The following is a 22,101-nucleotide window of genomic DNA, read 5'->3' as shown; positions in this document are numbered from 1 at the left end:
TATGAGTGACAGTATGTAGGATCTTTTCTGATGCATGCCGGCCCTAAGATATAAAAATTTAATTACGTGTTTCCATGCAGTTGGTCACCTGCCCAGAGAAATTGTAAATTAAATCCCAATTGGGTTAACTTTGCTGTCTGGATTCAAAATTAACAACAATTTATGATCACGAAAGAGCAGGTTTTAAAGGCCCTGAGCAACGTAGAAGAGCCGGATCTGGGCAAGGATCTCGTTACGCTGAACATGGTAAAAGATATAGAGATTGATGGCAATAAAGTAAAATTTACGGTCATTCTTACTACGCCGGCGTGTCCGTTAAAGGACCTGATCCGCAATGCCTGTGTGAATGCTATTCACATGCTGGTAAGCAAGGATGCAGAAGTAGAAGTTGTCATGACGGCCAACGTAAATACCAAAAGAGCAAACGGGCAGGGTGTCCTGTCTAATGTAAAAAATATCATTGTGGTGGCCTCTGGTAAAGGGGGAGTGGGTAAATCCACTGTGGCAGCCAACCTGGCGCTGGCTTTGGGCCGTGATGGCGCCAAAGTAGGGCTGATGGATGCGGATATTTACGGTCCGTCCGTTCCCATTATGTTCGGATTACGTGGCGAAAGGCCGCTGATGGTGAATGTAGACGGCAAAGGCATGATCCAGCCGATAGAAAAATTCGGTATCAAGGTCATGTCTATTGGTTTGCTGATAGATGAAAGACAGGCCGTTGTTTGGCGCGGACCTATGGCCAGCAGTGCTTTGAAGCAGTTTATTACCGATGTATACTGGGATGAACTGGATTACCTGATCATCGATATGCCTCCCGGCACCGGCGATATTCACCTCACCCTGGTACAAACGGTGCCTGTTACCGGCGCTGTAATTGTAACCACACCGCAGGATGTAGCCCTGGCGGATGCTAAAAAAGGGATTTCCATGTTCATGGGACAGCAGATCAATGTGCCAATTCTCGGATTAGTGGAAAATATGGCCTATTTCACACCTGCAGAACTGCCTGAAAATAAATATTACATTTTTGGTAAAGAAGGCGGAAAACAACTGGCAGAAGAAATGGATATTCCGTTCCTCGGCCAGATCCCGCTGGTACAAAGTATCCGCGAAGGCGGTGATGCCGGTGTGCCCGCTATGGCCGGCGACGAAAAGCTAACCCGCAAGGCCTTCCTGGATGTTGCCGGTGCAGCTGCCCGCAGCATCGCTATGCGCAACGCCAATATTGCTCCTACCAGGATTGTGGAAATTATTGTATAAAAGAATCAGCGGTTACGGATTACAGATAAGAATATCTGTGATCCGTAATCATCTTCTCTAATAGCTTCATATGTATACTCCAAAACATACCAGGGAAACCAACTGGGATACTATTGCCAATTTTATCAGGGAAAATGGTTTTGGTTTGCTGATTAATACCGATAACGCCGGAACTCCCCATGCCACGCATATTCCCATGACGCTGGTGGAAAAAACACCCGGAGAATTTGTGTTACACGGACATATCGCACGGATTAACCCACAATGGGAACTTTTTGAGAAAAACGAAACACTGGCCGTATTTTCAGGACATCACGCGTATATTTCCTCCTCGTGGTACGAAAAGGAAAAGATACCTACCTGGAATTATATGGCAGTACATATTCATGGTACCATCCGTATCCAGGAAGAAGCAGAAGTGGTGCAGGCGTTGGGCACGTTAATGGATCACTACGAGGCGGCATCTGCCTGCCCGGTGCATATCAGCGATATTGATGATAAAACGCTCCGTAACAATGTAAAAGCCATTGTGGGATTTGAAATGAGCATCCGGGAGGTGAACGCCAATTATAAGCTCAGCCAGAATAAAAAAGATATGGATTATTTCAGCGTGATTGCACATTTGCGGGCATTGGGCGATGAAAATTCACTGCGCGTGGCGGCAGAAATGGAGGCCCGCCGGTCAACTGAAAAATAGACAGAAACATTTTATTTTTGTTGATGGTCGTAATCCCAAAAAGGAATATCTTTATTTTAATCTTCCGCGTTAACGAAAATCCACATTGCTGGTAAGCCACAACTACCACAGTGAATAAAAAAAGAGTTGTTTTTCAATTACAGGTAATCATAATATGTTTAAAGAAGCGTCAATGCTTAAGTTTTTCTTAACTTTGCGCCCCAAATTAACCGACTATGAATCGACAGGAATTGGTGAATCTGATTAAGGAAAAGCAGTCTTACCTGTGTGTAGGACTGGATACGGACATTCAAAAGATTCCAAAACACCTGCTTTCTCATGCAGATCCGGTGTTTGCCTTTAACAAGGCGATTATTGACGCTACCAAGGATCTTTGCGTGGCGTATAAAATTAATACGGCCTTTTACGAAAGTATGGGCATGCGCGGCTGGGAAAGTTTACAACGCACCATTGAATATATCCCTGAGGGTATATTCACTATTGCTGATGCCAAACGCGGTGATATCGGCAATACTTCCACCCAGTACGCCAAAACATTTTTCGAAACCTATAAGTTCGATTCTGTGACCGTTGCGCCATACATGGGTAAAGACAGCGTAACGCCTTTCCTCCAGTTCTCTGAAAAATGGGCGATCCTGCTGGGATTAACTTCCAATGAAGGCAGCCAGGACTTCCAGATGCAACAGATCGGAGACGAGTTCCTGTTTGAAAAAGTGCTGAAAGCCGGTATGGAATGGGGCACTCCGGAAAACCTGATGTTCGTGGTAGGAGCTACCCAGTCATCACAACTGGGCTACATCCGCAAACTGGTACCGGATCATTTCTTCCTTGTACCAGGGGTAGGCGCACAGGGCGGAAGCCTCGAGGAAATTTCCACACAGGCCATGAATAAGGATTGCGGACTGCTGGTAAATGCCAGCCGTGCTATCATTTATGCAGGCAATGGAGACGATTTTGCTACAGACGCCCGTCGTGTAGCCAAACAATACCAGGTGGAAATGGCCGGTTACCTGAACAAGATGGTTGCAGCCGTGTAAATAATTTTTTAATACCGGTACCGGGCAGCTGCGGTTTGCAGCAGACACCAGGTACCGGTATCTCCCTGATTTCTATTTAAAAATACAGTTCTTTACGGTCCACCACGGCTTTACCTCGAAAACCAGCCGGCCTGCTATCACAGCAGCATCCTTATTCACCAACGACACCACCTCCAGGCTGTCTTTACAATCCATAATTAAAATACCACGCAGCTCTTCATCATTTTCAAAAGGCCCTGCTACCAGCAGTTTACCGGCGGTCGCCATTTTGTTGATGTTATCCATATGGGCCTGTTGGATTTTCGCTGCAAGGGCAGTATCCTGGTTCCGGATGGGGCCTTTCTTGAGCAGAACCATCCAATACCGTTTTAGTTCAGGAGCTGCGCCTGATTTGACTTTTGGGGGTAGCACTTTGTTCAGTGCAACAGATTGTAATGGTGTGGGGTGAAATGATAACATCACAATGACTAAAAATCCCAATAGCAAAAGCGCAGGTATAACTTTGCTTGCCATAGTTATTGAATTTGAAGGAAAGGTACAAACTTGTCATGAAATAACATGCTTGTCTTCCCGGTATTTTAATGCTGGCATACATGGCTGAAATCTCCCCGTGGACGTGGTTCCTAACAGGTAATTTCTTATATTGGGTATTAAACCCGTAGTTAATGCAACAAGATCTGTTTCAGTCACCTGATTACTTTGCTATAGATGATTTGCTGAAAGAAGAACACCTTTTGATCCGCGACGCAGTACGCCAGTGGGTGAAGAAAGAAGTATCCCCCATTATCGAAGACTACTGCCAGCGCGCTGCTTTTCCATCACATATTTTAGAAGGACTCGGAGAACTGGGTTGCTTCGGCCCCACCATCCCGGTGGAATACGGCGGAGGTGGAATGGATCATATTGCTTACGGACTGATGATGCAGGAACTGGAACGGGGCGACAGTGGCATCCGGTCCACCGCCTCGGTGCAGGGATCGCTGGTGATGTTCCCGATCTTTACTTTTGGCAGCGAAGCCCAGAAAAAGAAGTACCTGCCCAAACTGGCTACAGGAGAATGGATGGGCTGCTTTGGCCTTACAGAACCTGACCACGGTTCCAATCCTGCCGGCATGCTTACCAACTTCCGGGAAGAAGGAGATCATGTGATCCTGAACGGCGCTAAAATGTGGATCTCCAATGCGCCATTTGCAGATATCGCTGTAGTGTGGGCAAAAGATGAAAGTGGTGTGATCCGCGGTATTATTGTGGAAAGAGGCATGGAAGGTTTTACCACGCCTGAAACAAAAGGGAAGTGGAGTTTACGCGCCAGCGCTACCGGTGAGCTGGTATTTGACAATGTAAAAGTACCTAAAGAAAATATTCTGCCCGAAGCCCGCGGATTAAAAGGGCCGTTAACCTGCCTTTCTTCGGCGCGTTATGGTATTGCCTGGGGAGTGATAGGCGCCGCGATGGATTGTTACGATACGGCCCTCAGATATGCCAAAGAGCGTATTCAGTTTGACCGTCCCATTGGCGGATTTCAGCTTACGCAGAAGAAACTGGCAGAGATGATCACAGAAATCACCAAAGCGCAGCTGCTCAACTGGCGCCTCGGCGTGTTAAAAAATGAAGGAAAGGCAACGGCTGCACAAATATCCATGGCCAAGCGCAATTCCTGCGAAGTGGCCGCCAATATAGCCCGCAACGCCCGCAGCATTTTAGGCGGAATGGGTATCACCGGCGAATTCCCGGTAATGCGTCATATGATGAACCTGGAAAGCGTAATGACTTACGAAGGAACACACGAAATACATTTACTTATCACCGGTATGGATATTACCGGGTTAGACGCATTTAAATAGCAGCATCAGCGGTTACATGAAACGATTTTTTTTCCTGGCCATTCTTCTGTGGTCTGCCAACACCCGGGCGCAGCAGGCGCCTGCCCTGAAGCTGATCACCTGCGAAGGAAAAGCACAGGGTACCTATTATCTCGTGAAATATTTATCGGCCGATACAACGTCAATGGATAAACGAATTGATTCTTTATTTGGCGTGATTGATCAATCATTGTCGCTGTATAAACCCGGATCAGCCATTAACCGGTTTAATGAAACCGGCCATATCACGATGGATGAACACATGAAAGCAGTGATTCAAAAAGCCTTATTCACCAGTAAAGCCACCAGTGGCCTGTTTGATATTACGGTAAAGCCGCTGGTTTACCTGTGGGGCTTTGGCGTTACCAAACCTTCTTTTAAAGGCGTGCCACCACCGGACAGCATCAAAGCTGCCATGTCGTATATTGGTTACCGTTATCTCCGTGTAAAAGGGGATCAGCTGTATGCAGCAAAGAAAGGCGTACAGATTGATTGCAACGGTATCGCGCAGGGATATACAGTAGATGTTATCGGACATTTTTTATCGCAACAGGGAATAGATAATTACCTGGTAGATGTAGGGGGTGAATTATGTGCAAAAGGACATAATCATCAGCATAAAGTATGGAGTGTGGGGATCGAAAGACCATCGCCCGGCGATACTGCCTATGAGCCGGTACAGGGACTGGTACGGCTTCCCGGCAAAGGCATTGCCACCAGCGGAAACTACCGCCGCTTTTTTGACCAGGGACGTACACGTTTTGCGCATACCATTCACCCCGGAACCGGAGTGGCATTGCATAATAATATTATCAGCGTAACGGTGATTGCAAAGGATTGTTTTACTGCAGATGCTTTTGATAACCCGCTTATCCTGATGGGTGTGGAGAAGGGACTCACCTTTATTGCACAGCATCCGGAATATGGGCTGGAAGCAATTTATATTTATAAAGATAAAGATGGCGCTATTAAAGAAGCCTTTAGTAAAGGCTTTAAGGCGTATATGGAATTCTAAAAAAAATGTCCCGTTCGCTGGTTCACGAACGGGACTCACTCTCACGCTTTCTTCTTAGAATATGGACATAAAAGGATTTAGTTCAGTGAGAACTTCAATCCAATATTTCCCTGAACGGTATTGTAATTGGTGATATCGCCATACTTATAAGGCGCATAGTTATACCGTACATTGGCATTGAACATCAACGGTGAAGCCTTTCCAAAAGGCACATTGATGCCTATTTCCGGGCTCACGAGGAATTGCCAGCTGTTATCTTTCTCTACAAATTCACCCCAGTATTTTTCATAATTCATATTAGCAGTACCTACACCAACGGTAGCATACGGAATAACCGCTGCAGATGGTTGGGTGAATGCATAACTCACTGTTGCCTGGATCGGAATTACCTGCAATGTGCGCGACTGAACAGCAGATACATCACCTTGTTTATCGGGATATACTGCACGTGGAAGCCGTTGGTAAAAGTCCTGGAACCCGGAACGTAATCCTACGGACCACTGATTATTCAATTGATATTGTAACCCTGCACTCCAGCCACGGAAGCTGGTTTTGTCGGAATAGTCCTTTAATGAACCCAGGGGTTGTGCAATGGAGTAATTAACATCTACGGATAAAGGCGGACGAACCTGTGCGGATACTGCCTGGGCAGCAAAACATCCTGCAAAAATCAATATCCAGTTTCTTATCTTTTTCATTTCCTGTCAGTTTAAAAGTTCTCAATCAACATTAATTAGCGGTTTTACTCAGGTAGGGCGATTGGGCAAAAGATGCCTGTACCATTGAATCGATATTACCGATACTCCATACGCCCGAGCCGCGCCACAATGAATTCCATACAGCTGTCAGCTTATTGTTTTTGGGGTTTTTGAGGTCAAAAACATCGATGGCTACCTGTCTTTCATTCACCTGGTAAACGGTGTAGTAAGAAGGCCAGTACCAGCCGCCACCCGGATATCCCCAGTAGCCTGGATCCCAGTAGCCGCCGCCACCCCACCATCCCGGATTCCAGGAGATGTTGGTGTAGGAGTTGTCGATACGTGTGAGGTTCACTGCCAGATCAGGTTTGGCGGCTTTGTTCACAAGTGTGTAACCCCGTTGCTGCATAGCGGTGGTTACGGAAGCAATTAATTTTTTGTCGTAGTCGGTCAGCTCTTTTTTAGCTGAATCGCTGGTGCGCGTCAGCACTGCTACTGAATCTACTATGCTAAAAGTTGAATATGAGGTGAAGTTAGCAGTGCTGTCGTGGTTAGTGATATAGATCCTCGACTCTTCATTAGTCATATCTTTTAAGGGATCTTTACGACAGCTGCTGAATGAAACCATCGCTACCACTGCGGCAGCGGCGCTGAATAAAAACAAAGTTCTTTTCATGTCCTAGCGTATTAATTTAAAAAAATAAAATCTACAGGTTAACGATCATGGACCAAACAGATTGGTATCCTGACATTCCGATTTCCGTGTATCTTTCTTGAACGGATTAGATGGTTGATTGTTACAGAAAGTTTATCTGTGGAGTGTTAATGAAATCCTAAAGTGGAAGAAGGGTTAACAAATACAGTAAGTAATGTAGTGGATTAAATTATTATAGATCGATTTTCTAATGCTGTTTTTAACTGTTCCGGGCTTTCAAATAAAATAGTATCAATGCCAAACTCACGCGCCGCTAATACATTGCGTAAATTATCATCGATGAACAACGACGTATGTGCGTCTGCGTTATATCTGTCAAGTAAGAGCTGGAAAAATGCATGGGCTGGTTTGCGCATTTTTTCTTTGCCGGAAACTACGATACCATCGAACCAGTGGAGGGAAGGATACATGGCCCAGGCAATGGGAAAAGTTTCATCAGACCAGTTGGTGAGCGCGTATAATTTATATTGGCCGCTTTCTTTTAGTCGATGCAATATATTTTTTGTGCCTTCAATTTCTCCGCCAAGCATTTCATCCCACCTGCCGTAGTAGGCGCGGATATTTTCTTCATGGTGCGGAAAGCTGTTAACCAGCAGTTCGGTGCCTTCTGCTAATGTTCTGCCCTCATCCTGTGTTTCGTTCCAATCTGAAGTACATACATCGCGGAGGAAGTTTTCCATTTCTTCTTCCGAAGAAAAAATTTTACGGTATAAATGACGGGGATTCCAGTCGATCAATACTGCGCCCAGGTCGAATATAATTGTGTTGATCTTTTTGTTTTGCATAGGTTTATATTTATTCAGGAAGTTCATCGGCTGCATCTTCCAGCAGTTGCAGGTCTACTGAATCGCTGCCGGCAATACCTTCAATAGAGCCTTTGATATGTGCTGCATTGAGCAATACTTTTTCCAGTTGTTTTTCGCGTGCTTTCCAGAGTTTTTCCATCGCATCGCGTTCGCGCTGTATGGATAATTTCATAGACATAAACCCTTCGCGGATAGCTTTCCATTGCTCTGCAAACTCTCCCCCGGTAAGGTATTCGTAGAGCATGTGCATTTTGTCGCCTTTGTTTTCCTGTGAGCGGAGCTTACCTGAAATTTTGATGATTCCATCTCTCAGCACATAGGCCAGTGCTTTCACCTCTGCGAAGGTGCAGATCCAGATGCCTTCTTTTTCACCAAACCGCTCCATGTCTTTGGGCATGGTTTGGGTAACCAGGATGGCTACATCCACACCCTGGCTGCGCATGTCTGCTTTCAGCTTCTCTACCCAGTCTTTGATAAACTCTTTGGTACGTTTGCTTTCATAGATGATGCGTCCGCATTCCTGTCCGTACTGGTTGCGGATCAGTTGTATGCAATCTGCGCCACGAACGCCTTTGCCTACCGGCGTTACTTCATCAAAGGGGAAATGGAGACGCAGCATTTCCTCCAGTATCAGTTCCTGTGCTTCACCCTGCAGCTGCATGGAGCCTTGTTCTGCCCGGCGTCTCATTTCTTCTGCCAGTTTGCGCTGGTCTTCCAATTGCTTTTCCAGTTCACGGAGGCGTAGCTGGTGTTCTGTATCTCTGAGGGAGTTACGTTCGGATTCTTCCCTTCGTATCTGATCGGCCAGTTCTGACCGGGCTTCCAGTAGTCTTTTCTGGAGATCAATTTCCAGTTCCTGTTCTTTGGTTTTAAGGTCCTGCTCTTTGCGGAGGAACTCCAGCTCCTGTTTGCGGGCTTCGCGGAGCTTTTCTTCCTGTTCCTGGTTGGCTTCCTTCAAAGCCGACAGCTGGCTGCCGAAATCGGCTGTAATGGTTTTGCGTAGTTCCTGCTCCATAGTGTCCTGGAGCTGTTTTTTTTCTGCGAGTACACGGCGGTTCACTTCTTCTTCCTGTTGCTGTTTCAGTGTTTCTATCTGCCGGCGTTCGAGTGCCATCTTATTTTTTTCAGAAAGAAGTGTATCTTTTTCCTCCTGGAGAGATTTCAGGCGTCTGCGCCATTCATCTTCCATTTTTCCCCGCATTTCTTTTTCTATATCCGCTGCAAAAGCATCCTCGATAACAAACTGGTGCCTGCAACTGGGACAGGTAATTGATGTTCCCATAGTATCTCAGTAAAAAATTACGTAAAGATAGGGGTTTGGCGGCCGGAATAAAAAAAGGAAGGAGCTTGCTCTTCCTTCCTCCTGCATCCATAATGGCTGAAACAAACAATAGTAATAGGTTTTTCAATTGGATAGCATTTCCTGCCGGGGTAACAACGGCAAGATGGGAAATGATTGTTAGCCTGAAGTTAAGTATGGGTTAGGGAATTGTTAAGGATGTGTTCCTGATATATTCGCAATTACCGATATATAAGCCATTCCGGGTTTATTTATGGTTGATACGGAGTAAAAACGGTGATAAGCCGTATCTCTATAGGTACAGCTTATCTACGGCTTATATACGGCTCATATACGGCTTATCTACGGGTTATCCTATGCTTGGGGTGGGATATGGCAGAGGTTGCCATTAACGAAAAAAGCCTGTTCCGGTAAGGAACAGGCTTTTAGGCATAGGATATGGAAAGGATCAGTTTTTTATCAGCTTAACAGAAGGCACGCGCCAGTACTGGTTGCCGGACATCATGGTGGCTACAAAGCCTAGCGAAACGGTTTGCGGCTGAGCGATGCTAAACTGGCACTGCACCGTTGCATTCACAAACCTGGCGATGGTGAACGCGGCATATCCCGCTGCAGTAGACAGGTCGCTTATATCCGGCAGCGTATTGCCGGCAGCAGCTACCACGTATACAGGGTCGAGCGCTTATGTGTAGCAGTTCACCAGGAAAATATAATTCCCTGCAGGTAGCGTCACCGTTTGATAAATTTTACCATTGATAATATTGGCTGTTCCGCCCCATCCGGATTCCATGATGCGATGCTTGAAATCCTCTGACATTTTACCGGTTTTAAGATACATTCCACTCACCGCTTATGTGTTTTATTGTCTATAAGACAATTATACCATCAATTTCAACAAATAAGCTATTAGTTAAAAGCGGCTTCCTGTATTTTTGTTTTATCACCGGCTCTGATGATATTACGTTAATCACCCGGAAGTAACTAAGCTGCATTTGTAATAAAACAATTATTCCACATGAAAAAGATAGTATTTAATGTTACCATCCTTCTATTGTTTGCTATAACCGCTTTTACACAAGGCATTATTGAGCACGCCCTGCCCGGTTTTGACACCCCGCGTACAGATATACCGCATGGCAGTATTGATACCATCACGTATAATTCAGCAACGGTGGGTAATCCGCGCAAAGCACTGATATATTTGCCGCCAGGGTTTTCAAAGAAAAATAAATACCCGGTGTTATACCTGTTGCACGGCATTGGCGGCGATGAACAGGAATGGCTGAGAGGCGGCACGCCCCAGGTAATCCTGGACAACCTGTACGCAGAAGGAAAAATTGAGCCGATGATTGTTGTTATGCCTAACGGAAGGGCCATGAAAGACGACCGGGCCACGGGAAATATCATGGCCCCCGACAAAGTGGAGGCATTTGCCACTTTTGAAAAAGATTTGTTGAGCGATCTTATTCCCTATATACAAAAGAAGTATCCTGTTTATACAGACAGAGAGCACCGGGCCATTGCCGGACTATCGATGGGAGGAGGGCAGTCACTGAATTTTGGACTGGGTAACCTGGATAGGTTTGCATGGATCGGCGGTTTTTCCTCGGCCCCAAACACCAAAGTACCGGAGCAGTTGATACCGGATCCTGTTAAGGCCAGGGAGCAAATAAAACTACTCTGGATCTCCTGCGGCGCCAGCGACGGATTAATTGCTTTCAGCAAACGCACGCATGATTATCTCCAAAAAAACAACGTACCGCATATCTATTACATTGAACCGGGTGTGCATGACTTTAAGGTATGGAAGAACGGATTGTTTATGTTTTCCCAGCTGATCTTTAAGCCCGTGGATACTACTACCTTCTCAAAATACCCGGTGGTGGGCGCTCCTGCCGAAACCAATGTGCGCAATGCAAAGTATCCGCAGGTACTGGCCGACCATCGCGTTGTTTTCCGCACCAAAGCGCCGGAAGCGCGGAAGGTACAGGTGGACCTGGGCCGCAGGTATGATATGGTGAAAGACACCGGCGGTTTATGGACCGTAACAACAGATTCCATAGGCGAAGGTTTTCATTACTATTCCCTGCTGATAGATGGGATGGCCGTTGCGGACCCGGCCAGTGAAACCTTTTACGGTATGGGAAGAATGGCAAGCGGTATTGAAATACCGTTTGCCGGCGGTAACTATTATGCGTTAAGAGATGTGCCGCATGGCGATATCCGGATCAGGAAGTATTTCTCAAAGGTTACCGGTTCATGGCGGCAGTTGTATATCTATACTCCGCCCGGTTATGATGCCAATACAACCGAAAAATATCCCGTGCTCTATATTTTGCATGGAGGCGGTGAAGACGAAACCGGGTGGGCTATGCAAGGTAAAACGGATCTGATCATGGATAACCTCATCGCTGCAAAGAAAGCCGGGCCTATGCTGATTGTAATGCCCGATGCTAATGTTGGTGGCACAGCTTTCGACGAATCTGCATTAAAGACATTTGAAACAGAACTGAAGGATATTATTATTCCCCTGGTAGAAAAAAACTATCGTGCGGAAACAGCTGCCAGTAAAAGGGCATTGGCGGGTTTATCGATGGGCGGCATCCATACGCTTTATACAGGTATCAAAAACACGGATCTGTTTTCTTCCCTGGGAGTATTCAGTTCCGGCTGGATGCAGTCGCGGCAGGCCGGCGTTGCGACAGCCCAGTACGATTTCATGAAAGCCCATGCCGCCATGATTAACAACAACCTGAAGACGTTCTGGATTGCTATGGGTGGGAAAGAAGATATTGCCTACGGGAACTGCCAGCTGATGCTGGCAAAATTGGATGAGTTGAATATTAAACATACTTATAGCGAATACCAGGGAGGCCACACCTGGCCGGTATGGCGGAATAACCTGTTCAATTTTGCGCAGGTGATTTTTAAATAAATTTGCGCAGGGACAGATTTTTGACATTGGGAAAATTGCTGGTCCACCTTACCCCGATAAGGCGGACCGGCAGATGGAAAATGCTATATACCCCTGGGGACTTCCCCTGATGAGTTTTTATTACTTCTTTTTTGCCTGATGAATTGGTAAACCGAACCTGCAAGAAACAGTATGAAAAATATAAGCAGTGTTTTCCCTATCAAAGGGTCGCCGCTATTTTTGGCCAAAGGGTTCCCGATTGGGATCCGGGTTAGTGTTTCGTTAACGGTAGGAACCATAGACAGAAAAAAACTGAGCGACAGCAGAAAGTTTTCGAAGTAACGGGCTTTGTTATGCTGTCCCATCTTGTAATAAAGGAAAAAAGCAATTATTACCAGGATTAAAATCAATAACGAAAAAAGATGCCCGGCGTTAAAGCCACCTTGCTTTGAAAGCCCTAATGCTGTTAAGGAAGTGATGATCGTTCCGTAAAAATATATTTTCCCGGATGTGTTGGCAAGATTGATTTTAGCATACTTTACAAACGATATTAATGCTGCTACAATGGCAATGATACCAATGATGGTATGAAAAATGCCCAAATTTGATAGTCCCATATTGTTATTTTCTTTCTGCAAAAATTCAGAGAAAAAAAATGGGAAACATTCACTTAAGTTAATCCGGAATAACTTTTTTCACTTTGTTCAGCAAAAAATGGATGTTAATGCGGAATCAACGATTAATTCTCTTACGGATACGGCTTAACGAAGGAGTGGTGATACCCAGATAGGAGGATATATGGTAGGCTGGGATACGGTTCACGATATTAGGGTGTTCTTTCAACAATTTAACATAACGCTCTTCATGTGAATAGAACAGGAACTCTTCTGTCCGGGCCTGAGAGTAATTAAAAAATAACTCGGCCAACAGCCGTCCGAATTTGCTCCAGTTAGGATGCGTATCGTACAAATTGTTTAAATCACGGTAAGTGATATATATAATTTCGGAGTCCTCTAACGCCTCTATGAAGTATACACAGGGATAACGGGTGATGAAGCTCCTGAATGATACAATAAACTGATTTTCAGAAAAGAAGAAAATATTCTTTTCTTCGTCGGTCACAGGGTCATTGTAATAAATCCTGAAAATTCCTTTCACTACCAATCCCAGGTCGTTGCAGACCACATTCTGCATATTAAAAAAATCACCTTTTTTTATTTTACGGGTTTTCCAATAAGGGCTGCTGTCTGTGATATCCTTGGGCGTAAGCGCCGCAAAGTTCATCAGATGCTGTTTTAATATCTCACTCATACGCTGGTATTTAGAACTTTGACGCACTGGGTGCTAAAGTGGTTAAAATTAACAATCAGGAGCCAGTATTTATAGCCTGTCAGAGTTGCAGGTTTCACAGCAAATTACAACACTTTGCCTGTGATGCCCTACTGTAAGTAATGTAAGGCTATTAAAATGCAAAAAGGAATGTAAAAGAAAGACGTGATGGGGGTGGGGGGAAATGAAAAAACCGCTGTCAGAAGAATCTGAACAGTGGTTCGGGAATTTTAGGATTCGTGTAGTGCTGCTTTGACCTGTTCAATTGATTTCTGGTTACCTTTTTTCAATTGACGCTCCCCAAAGCTGCCACAGTAATAACTAATCCTTTTAGTTGTGCCTCTGAGTTAATTTTTCTCGAACAATTTTTAGGAGATTTGAAGTCCTTAGCGAAGGTATTTGTTTGAAATTCAATAGTTTAAAAATGCTGGCTTAAATATAACCAGTTCGTATAACATAAATTATTAATGAAAAAGATTTATTAAAGCGCCGCTTGATGAATAATGCGCAAGCAGGTAGCCCTGATGGCTTCGTCATCAATTCTACTTTGAGGCAGCGGATTGTGTCTTATTTCTTCTTTCTTCATGGCTTTAAAATCATGCTGCACTTCCGCATAAAACATCTTCTGGGGGATGCACCCCTTACGGGGTACAAGTGCCCTTTACCTGTAATTATAGTCTCGGAATTCTGGTCAGATTTTGAGGAACTTCTTCAGCCGCGCGATCAACGCTAACTGATCCTGGTAGCCAGCCAGCACGTGCGTATCCAATTGGTGAATAGCATCCAACATCCCGATAATATACAAAGGGTCTTCCGTTTTCAGGTAATAGATCACCTGGAGCAGCAGGGCTGTGCAGTCTGCAAGCTGCTTTTTACCTTCATCGACCACTTTACTTTTCCTGGAAAATTTACTATGTGCTGCCGTTAGCTCTTTTTGGCATTGATCGATAACGGGCGGTCTCGGCGCACGGAGATCATTCCCGGCTATACTAAGTGTATCTACGGTTAACTCCAGAAGTTCCCGGTACGGCGAATATTTGGCAGAAGCAAGCGGAGCTTTAACCGAAGCCAATGCGTTCCTGGCAACCATTGCGCCAAGGCGAAGGAGCCGCTGGGGATCGAGGTCTGCGTATTCGCTGGCGAGCATCGCCTGGTATTCAAAAAAATGCTGTGTTCTGCCCATTGGAATATGATTCAATTTACGTGGCCTAACGCTCTTATACTGATCAGAATCATTGACAATCCCACTTTTTGCAATCTTTCATGGCTGATGACAATGAACGGTATCTATTTGCTATCAGTCTGCGTAGGTTCTGTCGGGGTAATATATCTCAATCTTTGCTTAGGCAGCACTTCCTGCAATATCGATAGAAACGATTTTGCCGGTGCAGTTAATTTTTTTTCCTGGCGTGAATTTACCTACATAATCGGAGATGCTCCAAATAACAAGGTTTCCATTTTCTTCATTACGGAACCGGAGATCGGCGCTCTTATGAAATGCGCTCGCCAGACGAGCCGTATCCCCGTTATTTCTTCCTTCAATATAGTTATTAAGGGTTATACGGATCAATCCCTCGTCTGCCTGTTTACCTTGAGCGAGAAGAGTGCTTGCAAATGTAATCAGGCAGATAATAGAAAAAATATTTTTCATAATATTTAGGGTTTAAATTATTAAATCAACCCTGACCACCTTCAGTCCGGGCGACCCTTTGGCAATAAACAGATCATTTAGATAGGCGTATTGCATGGAGCTGTCTGTTGTTGAAATGATACGGTCATACGCCTCTCAGAAATGAGTAATGTCGTCGGTCACGATGTTTGGTGCATTTGCAGCAAAGGTGCCGGAAAAGAACAGGGACAGGTATAAATAAATAGATTTTATGATGTTCATTTCAACTCGTTAAGGTTTGCGGCAGCGGTAATTTCGTTTTTTTTGTCATACCCAATAATAAACACTATCCAGATCGCCAGTAATACCGCTATCAATATAAGTTCTGTTTCATGTAGTCCGTTCCGGAAAAAATTGTTCAGCGAATGAACGCCTGCAACAGCCAGCAGGGAAGCCGTTTTATCATATACTTTTCCAATGCCCCAGGTACCAAAGAAAATGATTCCGAAGAAAATAAAATTACTTGTACTTAAATCAAAATTCAGATGCCAGCTAAACCAGAGAATCGTGATTATGATTATAGCATAAATCTTCGGAAGCGGTTTTAGCTGCTGCTGCAAAAAACCGCGCCAGCCGATCTCTTCCAATAATCCATATACTAAAACGGTAAACATTAATACGATAGGAAACTGGCCACGCTGCAAATAATAAACGGAGGCGATCAATGCGGCCGGCAAGATCCAATATACCACAAAAGGCAGCAGGAGATTTTTGTAAATTCCTTTTAAAGAAAGGCCCGATGGAATTTGAAACAAGGTAAAAGCTGCAACAGCGCCAATCGTTGGCCCGATACCGCGCAAGAGGATTTTCAGGTACTCGTTGTCTACATGATCCAATAATGTGGTCTTAACGGCCAAAAACCTCAAAGCTACCGCTATGATATAGAATAAAATAATTGCCGGGATATTGATCTTGCCTTTCATAAAATAGTCCGAAGCTATAAGAAAGAAAGGAGAATAAAATTGACTTTGGGTAAGTTTTATCGTTCTGTAACTCTTTTCCTGATGCGGCTTAAACTTTCTGCTGTTAAACCCAGGTAAGAGGCGATGACCTTAAGTGGGGTACGCTGAAATATTTCGGGTCGTTCTGTGATGAGCTGAAGATAGCGTTCTTCGGGATTTTGTGTCAAAAGATTGATCTGCTCCCGCTGCTTTCTTACATATAGAATTTCAGCAATGGCCTTACCGATCCGCAGTCCGGTTTTGTTTGCAGCGTAGAGCGCATTTAAATCGGCATAACAAATCGACCATAGGACAGTATTCTCCAATGCTTCGGTTTTAATAACAGTAGGTTGCTGGTTCAAAAAGGAAAGATAGTCGCTCATAAAGTTGTATTCGTATAACAGGTTGATGCAGATATCCCTGTTACCATTCCACACAAACAGACCTACTGACCCCTTCACAATGATGTTCAGGTATTTTTCTATTGCATTGTAATCTTTAATGACCTCCGATTTGGAAAATTTCCGAACCTGGATCTTTCTCGAAAACCCTTTCCATATCTTCATGTCGGCTTTATAATATGGTGCAAATACTTTTTCAACGTCTTCGGCAGATGGATGATGGTCGATATGCATTTTTCGAAAATAAGCGATAGATTAATAATAGAATCCTTGAAGCTTGACAACTATAGCCGGGCTACCCAATTTGTTAAGTTTATAGATAATATGGCGAATTTCAAAATTTGGGTTCAATTTGCCTAATCTTTAAACTAATGGTAGTTCCTTATCCCATAACATTAACTTAACAATAAGTAAATAATTTTGAAGATTTTGAAAAAGAGCCATTATGCCTTCTATTCACCGTTCGGAAAATGATCTGCTGGATAGCATCCGCCTGGGCGATAGGGCTGCTTTTGAGCAATTGTTTGAGCAATACTGGGAGCTGTTGTACCAACTGGCTGCACAAAAAACCGGTGATGACAGTGAAGCGGAAGACATAGTACAGGAGTTATTTGTTGAGTTATGGCGCCGGGAAACGCCGGTGGTATTGACCACTTCACTGCGAACTTACCTGGTATCCTGCCTGTATTATAAAGTACTCTATCATTTCCGTCAAAAAGGATTCCGGGAAAGGCATTATGCGGCTTTTGCCCGTTTTTCCGCGGAACATACCGCCATCGTGGATATGGACAGTACCGAATTTGAAACAGCGTACGCCCAGCTCCGGGAGGTGGTGGATGGCGTTGTTGCCCTGATGCCCAAGCAAATGCGGACGGTCTTTTTGCTAAAGCATTACCAGGGACAGCCGGTTAACCGTATCGCCGAACAGCTGGAAATCTCTCCCGAAACGGTGAAATCACATCTTAAAACCGCTATGAGCAGGCTGCGCAAAGCCAGCGCACATTCCCCGAAAGCTGTACTGCTCTTACCTGCATTCCTGGGTATGCTGGAGAGTTCATATTAAGTTAACACAAGATCACTCCCCCATCATAGATAGTTGTGCAATCACTTAATGTATGGCACAACAAAAAAAACGTTTGAACCGGCTTTTGGGGCGCATTATGCAGCAAAAAGCGGGTCCCGGTGAGCAATCGCTTTTCTGGCAGTGGTTATGGCGGCTGGATGTACGTAAGCAGGCTACCGAATGGACACCCGAAGAAAAAGAAAAGGTCAGGGAAAGGTTACGGAGTGCTGTTTTGCGCAAAACACATCCTACGCCGGATGCCATCGGCATCCGACCCTGGAAGCGGCTTATAACTGCTGCCGCTATGATCGCTGGAGTTGCCTGGGCATGCTGGCTTTGGAGGGATTACAGCACATCACAGGATAAAAACAGGGGGTTTGTATTTTCAAGTGATGCCCACAGCATACAGCAACTGCTTTTGCCGGACAGCACGGAGGTTATCCTGAATTATAATTCTTCTATTCAGTATGGTAAGGTGTATAATGAAAAGGACAGGCGTGTAAGCGTGAGCGGGGAAGTATGGTTTAAAGTGCATAAAGACAACCTTCGCCCTTTTATTGTTCTGGCAGACAATATTGAAGTCCGTGCGCTTGGTACTGCCTTCAATGTGGAAGCCCGTGCAAAAGAAAGCCAGATACGGGTGGCGCTTTTGGAAGGGAAAGTAGCTGTTTACCCAACCGATAGCGTGACGCAAAAAACCTTGCTATCTCCCGGGCATTTGTTACGATATGAACGGGCCACAAAATCATTTGTTACCACTGCTATTACAACCAATGTAACCGCCTGGACAACCGGCGGATTATCTTTCAACGGCATTCCCCTTACAGAAGCACTTGACAGGCTGGCCGCACACTACCGGTTGCATATCGTATATCCTTCCGGGAAGCTGGCCGGTAAAACGGTTACTTCTTCTTTTGAAAAAACGAGCTGGCAAAATGCGTTGTGCAATATTCTGTTTGTTCATGATTTGAATTATACGATAAAGGACAGTCTTATTACGATACAATAAATCATTTCATCACCATAAAACAAAAGAGGTGCAACGAACACCTCCTTGTTTTTTAAACCCTGCGTTTTTTAAACACAAGTATTTATTATGAACTACAATTTTAATCAAAAAAAACAAAACCGTCAAAATGGGGAGAATCGAAAGCGCTTGTTTTCCCTGCTCTTGGCTATTTTCTTTTTAGGGTCGTTATCACCTGCTTCTGCACAGTTGTCGGCCCTTACAGAAAAGGTGAGTGTCCTTCAAAACCAGACGAGTGCTTTAAAAATTATTGAATTACTGGATCAGCAAAGCGCTTACCAATTCACGTATGCACAGGAGCAATTAGCTGCCGTAAAGATCCCGGCTTTCAAGGCAGAAGGGATAAAGTTAGGTGAAGTACTGACACTACTTCAAAAGCAATACGGATTGCAGTTTGCAATCAGGGAGAGCAATATTTCGGTGAAGTCCGGCCCTAAGCCGGAGCATAAAAGGGATACTATCCCAACTGGGTTTCCAGAAAAATCCCCCGGACGTATTACGGGTAAAATCATCGATGAAGAAACCGGTGAGCCGCTTCCGGGTGTAACCGTCCGCATCGGCAGCAAGGGCACCACCAGTGGTATCGATGGTGCTTTCAGTATTATACTATCCAAAGGAAAATACGAAGCAGAGATATCTTCTGTAGGCTATGGGAAAAAACTGGTGACTGATATTGCGGTACAGGATAGCCAGGTTTTTGAATTGAATGTAACGCTAAAGAAGAAGAAAAACACGCTGGCCGCCATCGTGGTAAGATCCTCAGCCAAAAAGGAAAGCGTGGCATCGCTGTATGTACGTCAGAAAAACAATGCAGGTATTACCGATGGGATCAGCGCAGAGCAGATAGACCGCACACCGGATAAGAATATTGCGGAAACGCTGAAACGCATCAGTGGGCTGACGAGCCTGGATAATAAATATGTGGTAGTCCGCGGATTGGGCGAACGCTACAACCAGGCAATGATGAACGGGCAGATAATGCCCAGCACTGAGCTAAACCGAAAGAACTTCAGCTATGATATTATCCCTTCCAACCTGGTGGACAATGTGGTGGTGACCAAAACACTTACCCCCGACCTGAGTGCGGAGTTCGGAGGCGGACTGGTGCAGATCAATACCAAAGATATTCCTACGGATGATTTTTTTTCAATAACGGTCGGCACTGCAGTCAATGATAAAACGACGGGTAAAACCTTCCGGTCGCCGGTTATCGGGAAAGGTGAATATACCGGCAGCATACCTGACGACAGGAAATTATTGGGGACCACCGACTGGAAAAGCTATGCCGCCATTGTGAGCAGCGGCCATTTTGATGCAGGCTCCCAGGATGACAGGATACTGAAGGATCCCTCCCTGTTTTCTAACAACTGGGGATTAAAAAATTACAAGCCCGGGCCGGCCTATAATGGACAAATTGCAGCAGGGAAAGTAGTGCATTTGCCTAAAGAACAATCTTTGGGTTTTATGGCGTCCGCCAGTTATCGCAGTACCTGGCAAACGCAGGATATCCGCATGAGCCGGGACGGCTATCTGCCCTCCGGTAATGAGGAGGCTGGATTTTCCGGTAAGCGTTATGGATTTGTGAGCAACCTGGGCGCAACGGCAGGTATCGGCTATCACAACAGGCATCACAAGCTAAGTTTGCAAAGCATTTACCTGCGTACACTTGACCAGCAGTTTGTGTTGGGCACGGGCAACCAGCAGGATCATGGGCAGAACGTGGGGTATTATGATATGCTTACTGCCACCAGGCTATGGCAGAACCAGTTAAAAACAGAACACCAGATCGGCCGCAATGGCGTAAAGCTGAACCTTGCCGCAAATTATACGGTGCTGGACAGGCTGAAACCTGATAATAAACAGGCGAATTTTGGCTATGTGGGAAGCAAAACAGACGGGCCCGATGTGGCCACGGCCGACTTCAGCGTTACCAACGCACTTAGCGGAGGTGTAAGCGCAGGCGCTTTACGCTGGTGGAGCCGTGCCTATGAAAAGGACTGGGGCTGGAATGCTGACCTTTCTGTTCCCTTCCGTTTTTCGTTAGGCCGCCTTCCGGTTACCAATATGTTGAAAGCCGGTTATACCGGATGGAACAAAGACCGGTTATTCTGGGTGCTGATTACAGGCTCCAAAGGGTTTACGGATGGTAATCCTGAGCCGTTGAGTGAGGCCTTTAATCCGGCAGGCGGAGGAGAGATCTACGCTTCAAAATTTGGTGATGATTTTCATAAAAAACCTACCCTTCATGCAGGTTACCTGATGATGGACAATAAAATAGCCAACAAATTGCGGTTGGTATACGGTGTAAGAGCAGAATACTTCAATCTGAATGGCGCAAATGCCATCCTGGAAAGCTTTGTAACCAACCAGAAAAAAAATAACGGCGATCTTACCGATTATAGTGATCTGTATAACCGCGAGCCTGACTGGAATTTCTTTCCTTCCGCTAACCTTACCTATAGCCTTACCTCTAAAATGAACCTGAGGCTGGCATATTCAAAAAGCATCATCCGACCGGACTTGCGGGAGATAGCCTTTTTCAGGGAATATGATTTTGAACTGGGTGGCAGCTATTGGAGCCAGTCGCCTATCACCTCTACCAAGATCCATCATCTTGATTTTCGTTATGAATGGTACCCCGCTGCAGGCGAAGTTCTTTCGTTTTCGCTGTTCTACAAAAAACTGTTGTATCCCATGGAAATATTTGCCATGCAAAACAAGCTGTTTGAGTTGCGCAACGACAAAGATGCCATTAATAAAGGCATAGAAGCGGAAGCCCGCAAATCGCTGGCATTTACGGGTGTACCGGTGCTGAAAAACATTACTCTGTATGGTAATTTTACCCGGTTGTTTGCAACCGTAAGGCCTATGACGGTCGGCTATACGGGGCAGGATGCCAATAACCCCAACAAATTATATGTAACGGAAAACATCGGCGCGGAAGAAAAAAGGCCGCAATCCGGCGCCAGCAATTTTATGTACAATGCTGGCCTGTACTATGACCAAAAATCATTTTCGCTGAGCCTGAGCTATAATAAGATCAGTAATCGCTTTTACCGGGTAGGCACTGATGAAGTGGGCTCTCTGTACGAGCAGCCCATGCAATCGCTGGATGCCCAACTGGCAGTAAGGCTGTTAAAAGATAAGGCATCAATAAAGCTGAATGTGGGTAATCTGCTGAACAGTAAGTACCTGATCTATGTAAACCGTTATAATGGTTCTTATACACCGCAGGACGGGCATACACCTACTACCAAAGAGCTGCTGTACCAGAAAGGAACGGATATGCTGGATTATGAAGGTGCGCCGGGGCGTACTTATTCACTCAGCTTCAGTTATAATTTTTAGATAACGCGTAAACCATTAA

20 protein-coding genes and 1 pseudogene are annotated in these 22,101 nt (G+C 45.1%); 9 read left to right on the top strand and 12 right to left on the bottom strand.

Going from position 1 to position 22,101, the window contains the following annotated elements:
* Nucleotides 1-162: 162 nt before the first annotated feature.
* The 3 genes from B5Z18_RS15490 (at nucleotide 163) to pyrF (ending at nucleotide 2,994) form a co-directional block, all read left to right on the top strand.
* A complete protein-coding gene (locus B5Z18_RS15490; RefSeq protein WP_079470389.1) occupies nucleotides 163-1,260 on the top strand; it encodes an Mrp/NBP35 family ATP-binding protein in 1,098 nt (365 codons plus the stop codon).
* Nucleotides 1,261-1,330: 70 nt separating this feature from the next.
* The gene (locus B5Z18_RS15485; protein WP_079470388.1) at nucleotides 1,331-1,957 is read left to right on the top strand and encodes an FMN-binding negative transcriptional regulator; all 627 of its coding nucleotides are present in this window, start codon (nucleotides 1,331-1,333) and stop codon (nucleotides 1,955-1,957) included.
* A gap of 215 nt (nucleotides 1,958-2,172) precedes the next feature.
* Nucleotides 2,173-2,994 carry an orotidine-5'-phosphate decarboxylase gene (gene pyrF / locus B5Z18_RS15480; RefSeq protein WP_079470387.1) on the top strand — a complete coding sequence of 274 codons (822 nt, stop codon included), beginning with the start codon at nucleotides 2,173-2,175 and terminating at the stop codon, nucleotides 2,992-2,994.
* A 72-nt stretch (nucleotides 2,995-3,066) separates the two neighbouring features.
* Here pyrF and B5Z18_RS32530 read toward each other — a convergent pair whose 3' ends face one another.
* Entirely contained in the window at nucleotides 3,067-3,351 is a 285-nt protein-coding gene (locus B5Z18_RS32530; protein ID WP_159454323.1) for a YciI family protein, read from the bottom strand.
* Between the two features lie 308 nt (nucleotides 3,352-3,659).
* Here B5Z18_RS32530 and B5Z18_RS15470 point away from each other — a divergent pair, with 308 nt between their 5' ends.
* Entirely contained in the window at nucleotides 3,660-4,838 is a 1,179-nt protein-coding gene (locus B5Z18_RS15470; RefSeq protein ID WP_079470385.1) for an acyl-CoA dehydrogenase family protein, read from the top strand.
* 16 nt (nucleotides 4,839-4,854) lie between these two features.
* Nucleotides 4,855-5,871: an FAD:protein FMN transferase gene (locus B5Z18_RS15465; RefSeq protein ID WP_079470384.1), complete on the top strand. Its 1,017-nt coding sequence runs from the start codon at nucleotides 4,855-4,857 to the stop codon at nucleotides 5,869-5,871.
* A gap of 77 nt (nucleotides 5,872-5,948) precedes the next feature.
* Here B5Z18_RS15465 and B5Z18_RS15460 read toward each other — a convergent pair whose 3' ends face one another.
* The 5 genes and pseudogenes from B5Z18_RS15460 to B5Z18_RS32805 form a co-directional block, all read right to left on the bottom strand.
* Nucleotides 5,949-6,569 (bottom strand): outer membrane beta-barrel protein, encoded by a 621-nt coding sequence (locus B5Z18_RS15460; RefSeq protein ID WP_079470383.1) that lies wholly within the window; start codon nucleotides 6,567-6,569, stop codon nucleotides 5,949-5,951.
* A gap of 31 nt (nucleotides 6,570-6,600) precedes the next feature.
* Nucleotides 6,601-7,245, bottom strand: coding sequence for a DUF4136 domain-containing protein (locus B5Z18_RS15455; protein ID WP_079470382.1), 645 nt, complete (start codon nucleotides 7,243-7,245; stop codon nucleotides 6,601-6,603).
* A gap of 203 nt (nucleotides 7,246-7,448) precedes the next feature.
* Nucleotides 7,449-8,069 carry an HAD family hydrolase gene (locus B5Z18_RS15450; protein ID WP_079470985.1) on the bottom strand — a complete coding sequence of 207 codons (621 nt, stop codon included), beginning with the start codon at nucleotides 8,067-8,069 and terminating at the stop codon, nucleotides 7,449-7,451.
* 10 nt (nucleotides 8,070-8,079) lie between these two features.
* On the bottom strand, nucleotides 8,080-9,372 hold the full coding sequence (locus tag B5Z18_RS15445) for a DUF2130 domain-containing protein (RefSeq protein ID WP_079470381.1): 1,293 nt from the start codon (nucleotides 9,370-9,372) through the stop codon (nucleotides 8,080-8,082).
* 466 nt (nucleotides 9,373-9,838) lie between these two features.
* Nucleotides 9,839-10,180, bottom strand: a pseudogene (locus B5Z18_RS32805) (DUF5013 domain-containing protein).
* Nucleotides 10,181-10,405: 225 nt separating this feature from the next.
* Between B5Z18_RS32805 and B5Z18_RS15430 the strand changes: the two are divergent.
* Nucleotides 10,406-12,325 (top strand): alpha/beta hydrolase-fold protein, encoded by a 1,920-nt coding sequence (locus B5Z18_RS15430; protein ID WP_079470378.1) that lies wholly within the window; start codon nucleotides 10,406-10,408, stop codon nucleotides 12,323-12,325.
* An 83-nt stretch (nucleotides 12,326-12,408) separates the two neighbouring features.
* On the opposite strand, the gene B5Z18_RS15425 is transcribed toward B5Z18_RS15430, so the two are convergent.
* The 6 genes from B5Z18_RS15425 to B5Z18_RS15400 all read right to left on the bottom strand — a co-directional run bounded on the left by B5Z18_RS15425 (nucleotide 12,409) and on the right by B5Z18_RS15400 (nucleotide 16,878).
* Complete coding sequence (locus B5Z18_RS15425; RefSeq protein WP_235015937.1) at nucleotides 12,409-12,942, bottom strand: hypothetical protein; 534 nt, start codon at nucleotides 12,940-12,942, stop codon at nucleotides 12,409-12,411.
* Nucleotides 12,943-13,036: 94 nt separating this feature from the next.
* Nucleotides 13,037-13,615 (bottom strand): Crp/Fnr family transcriptional regulator, encoded by a 579-nt coding sequence (locus B5Z18_RS15420; protein ID WP_079470376.1) that lies wholly within the window; start codon nucleotides 13,613-13,615, stop codon nucleotides 13,037-13,039.
* Between the two features lie 709 nt (nucleotides 13,616-14,324).
* Nucleotides 14,325-14,816: a hypothetical protein gene (locus tag B5Z18_RS15415; RefSeq protein WP_079470375.1), complete on the bottom strand. Its 492-nt coding sequence runs from the start codon at nucleotides 14,814-14,816 to the stop codon at nucleotides 14,325-14,327.
* Between the two features lie 159 nt (nucleotides 14,817-14,975).
* Nucleotides 14,976-15,284, bottom strand: a complete 309-nt coding sequence (locus B5Z18_RS15410; RefSeq protein WP_079470374.1) for a nuclear transport factor 2 family protein — start codon at nucleotides 15,282-15,284, stop codon at nucleotides 14,976-14,978.
* A gap of 236 nt (nucleotides 15,285-15,520) precedes the next feature.
* Nucleotides 15,521-16,225: a CPBP family intramembrane glutamic endopeptidase gene (locus B5Z18_RS15405; protein WP_079470373.1), complete on the bottom strand. Its 705-nt coding sequence runs from the start codon at nucleotides 16,223-16,225 to the stop codon at nucleotides 15,521-15,523.
* A 56-nt stretch (nucleotides 16,226-16,281) separates the two neighbouring features.
* A complete protein-coding gene (locus B5Z18_RS15400) occupies nucleotides 16,282-16,878 on the bottom strand; it encodes a Crp/Fnr family transcriptional regulator (RefSeq protein WP_079470372.1) in 597 nt (198 codons plus the stop codon).
* A 211-nt stretch (nucleotides 16,879-17,089) separates the two neighbouring features.
* Here B5Z18_RS15400 and B5Z18_RS15395 point away from each other — a divergent pair, with 211 nt between their 5' ends.
* The 3 genes from B5Z18_RS15395 to B5Z18_RS15385 all read left to right on the top strand — a co-directional run bounded on the left by B5Z18_RS15395 (nucleotide 17,090) and on the right by B5Z18_RS15385 (nucleotide 22,082).
* The gene (locus B5Z18_RS15395) at nucleotides 17,090-17,707 is read left to right on the top strand and encodes an RNA polymerase sigma factor (protein WP_079470371.1); all 618 of its coding nucleotides are present in this window, start codon (nucleotides 17,090-17,092) and stop codon (nucleotides 17,705-17,707) included.
* A 52-nt stretch (nucleotides 17,708-17,759) separates the two neighbouring features.
* A complete protein-coding gene (locus B5Z18_RS15390) occupies nucleotides 17,760-18,716 on the top strand; it encodes a FecR family protein (RefSeq protein ID WP_079470370.1) in 957 nt (318 codons plus the stop codon).
* Between the two features lie 147 nt (nucleotides 18,717-18,863).
* Entirely contained in the window at nucleotides 18,864-22,082 is a 3,219-nt protein-coding gene (locus tag B5Z18_RS15385; RefSeq protein ID WP_159454321.1) for a TonB-dependent receptor, read from the top strand.
* Nucleotides 22,083-22,101: the final 19 nt, after the last annotated feature.

Origin of the sequence: Chitinophaga ginsengisegetis, assembly GCF_900168065.1 — a bacterium.
Lineage (GTDB): Bacteria > Bacteroidota > Bacteroidia > Chitinophagales > Chitinophagaceae > Chitinophaga > Chitinophaga ginsengisegetis.
The sequence above is the reverse complement of the archived record's forward strand: the minus strand, read 5'-3'. Positions and strand labels throughout refer to the sequence as shown.

Coding starts and splice junctions, on each gene's coding strand:
- B5Z18_RS15405 (WP_079470373.1), bottom strand. CDS start 16,225: ATGAAAGGCAAGATCAATATCCCGGCAATTATTTTATTCTATATCATA.
- B5Z18_RS15470 (WP_079470385.1), top strand. CDS start 3,660: ATGCAACAAGATCTGTTTCAGTCACCTGATTACTTTGCTATAGATGAT.
- B5Z18_RS15445 (WP_079470381.1), bottom strand. CDS start 9,372: ATGGGAACATCAATTACCTGTCCCAGTTGCAGGCACCAGTTTGTTATC.
- B5Z18_RS32530 (WP_159454323.1), bottom strand. CDS start 3,351: ATGGTTCTGCTCAAGAAAGGCCCCATCCGGAACCAGGATACTGCCCTT.
- B5Z18_RS15400 (WP_079470372.1), bottom strand. CDS start 16,878: ATGCATATCGACCATCATCCATCTGCCGAAGACGTTGAAAAAGTATTT.
- B5Z18_RS15485 (WP_079470388.1), top strand. CDS start 1,331: ATGTATACTCCAAAACATACCAGGGAAACCAACTGGGATACTATTGCC.
- B5Z18_RS15490 (WP_079470389.1), top strand. CDS start 163: ATGATCACGAAAGAGCAGGTTTTAAAGGCCCTGAGCAACGTAGAAGAG.
- B5Z18_RS15450 (WP_079470985.1), bottom strand. CDS start 8,069: ATGCAAAACAAAAAGATCAACACAATTATATTCGACCTGGGCGCAGTA.
- B5Z18_RS15455 (WP_079470382.1), bottom strand. CDS start 7,245: ATGAAAAGAACTTTGTTTTTATTCAGCGCCGCTGCCGCAGTGGTAGCG.
- pyrF (WP_079470387.1), top strand. CDS start 2,173: ATGAATCGACAGGAATTGGTGAATCTGATTAAGGAAAAGCAGTCTTAC.
- B5Z18_RS15420 (WP_079470376.1), bottom strand. CDS start 13,615: ATGAGTGAGATATTAAAACAGCATCTGATGAACTTTGCGGCGCTTACG.
- B5Z18_RS15410 (WP_079470374.1), bottom strand. CDS start 15,284: ATGAAAAATATTTTTTCTATTATCTGCCTGATTACATTTGCAAGCACT.
- B5Z18_RS15465 (WP_079470384.1), top strand. CDS start 4,855: ATGAAACGATTTTTTTTCCTGGCCATTCTTCTGTGGTCTGCCAACACC.
- B5Z18_RS15390 (WP_079470370.1), top strand. CDS start 17,760: ATGGCACAACAAAAAAAACGTTTGAACCGGCTTTTGGGGCGCATTATG.
- B5Z18_RS15430 (WP_079470378.1), top strand. CDS start 10,406: ATGAAAAAGATAGTATTTAATGTTACCATCCTTCTATTGTTTGCTATA.
- B5Z18_RS15460 (WP_079470383.1), bottom strand. CDS start 6,569: ATGAAAAAGATAAGAAACTGGATATTGATTTTTGCAGGATGTTTTGCT.
- B5Z18_RS15415 (WP_079470375.1), bottom strand. CDS start 14,816: ATGGGCAGAACACAGCATTTTTTTGAATACCAGGCGATGCTCGCCAGC.
- B5Z18_RS15395 (WP_079470371.1), top strand. CDS start 17,090: ATGCCTTCTATTCACCGTTCGGAAAATGATCTGCTGGATAGCATCCGC.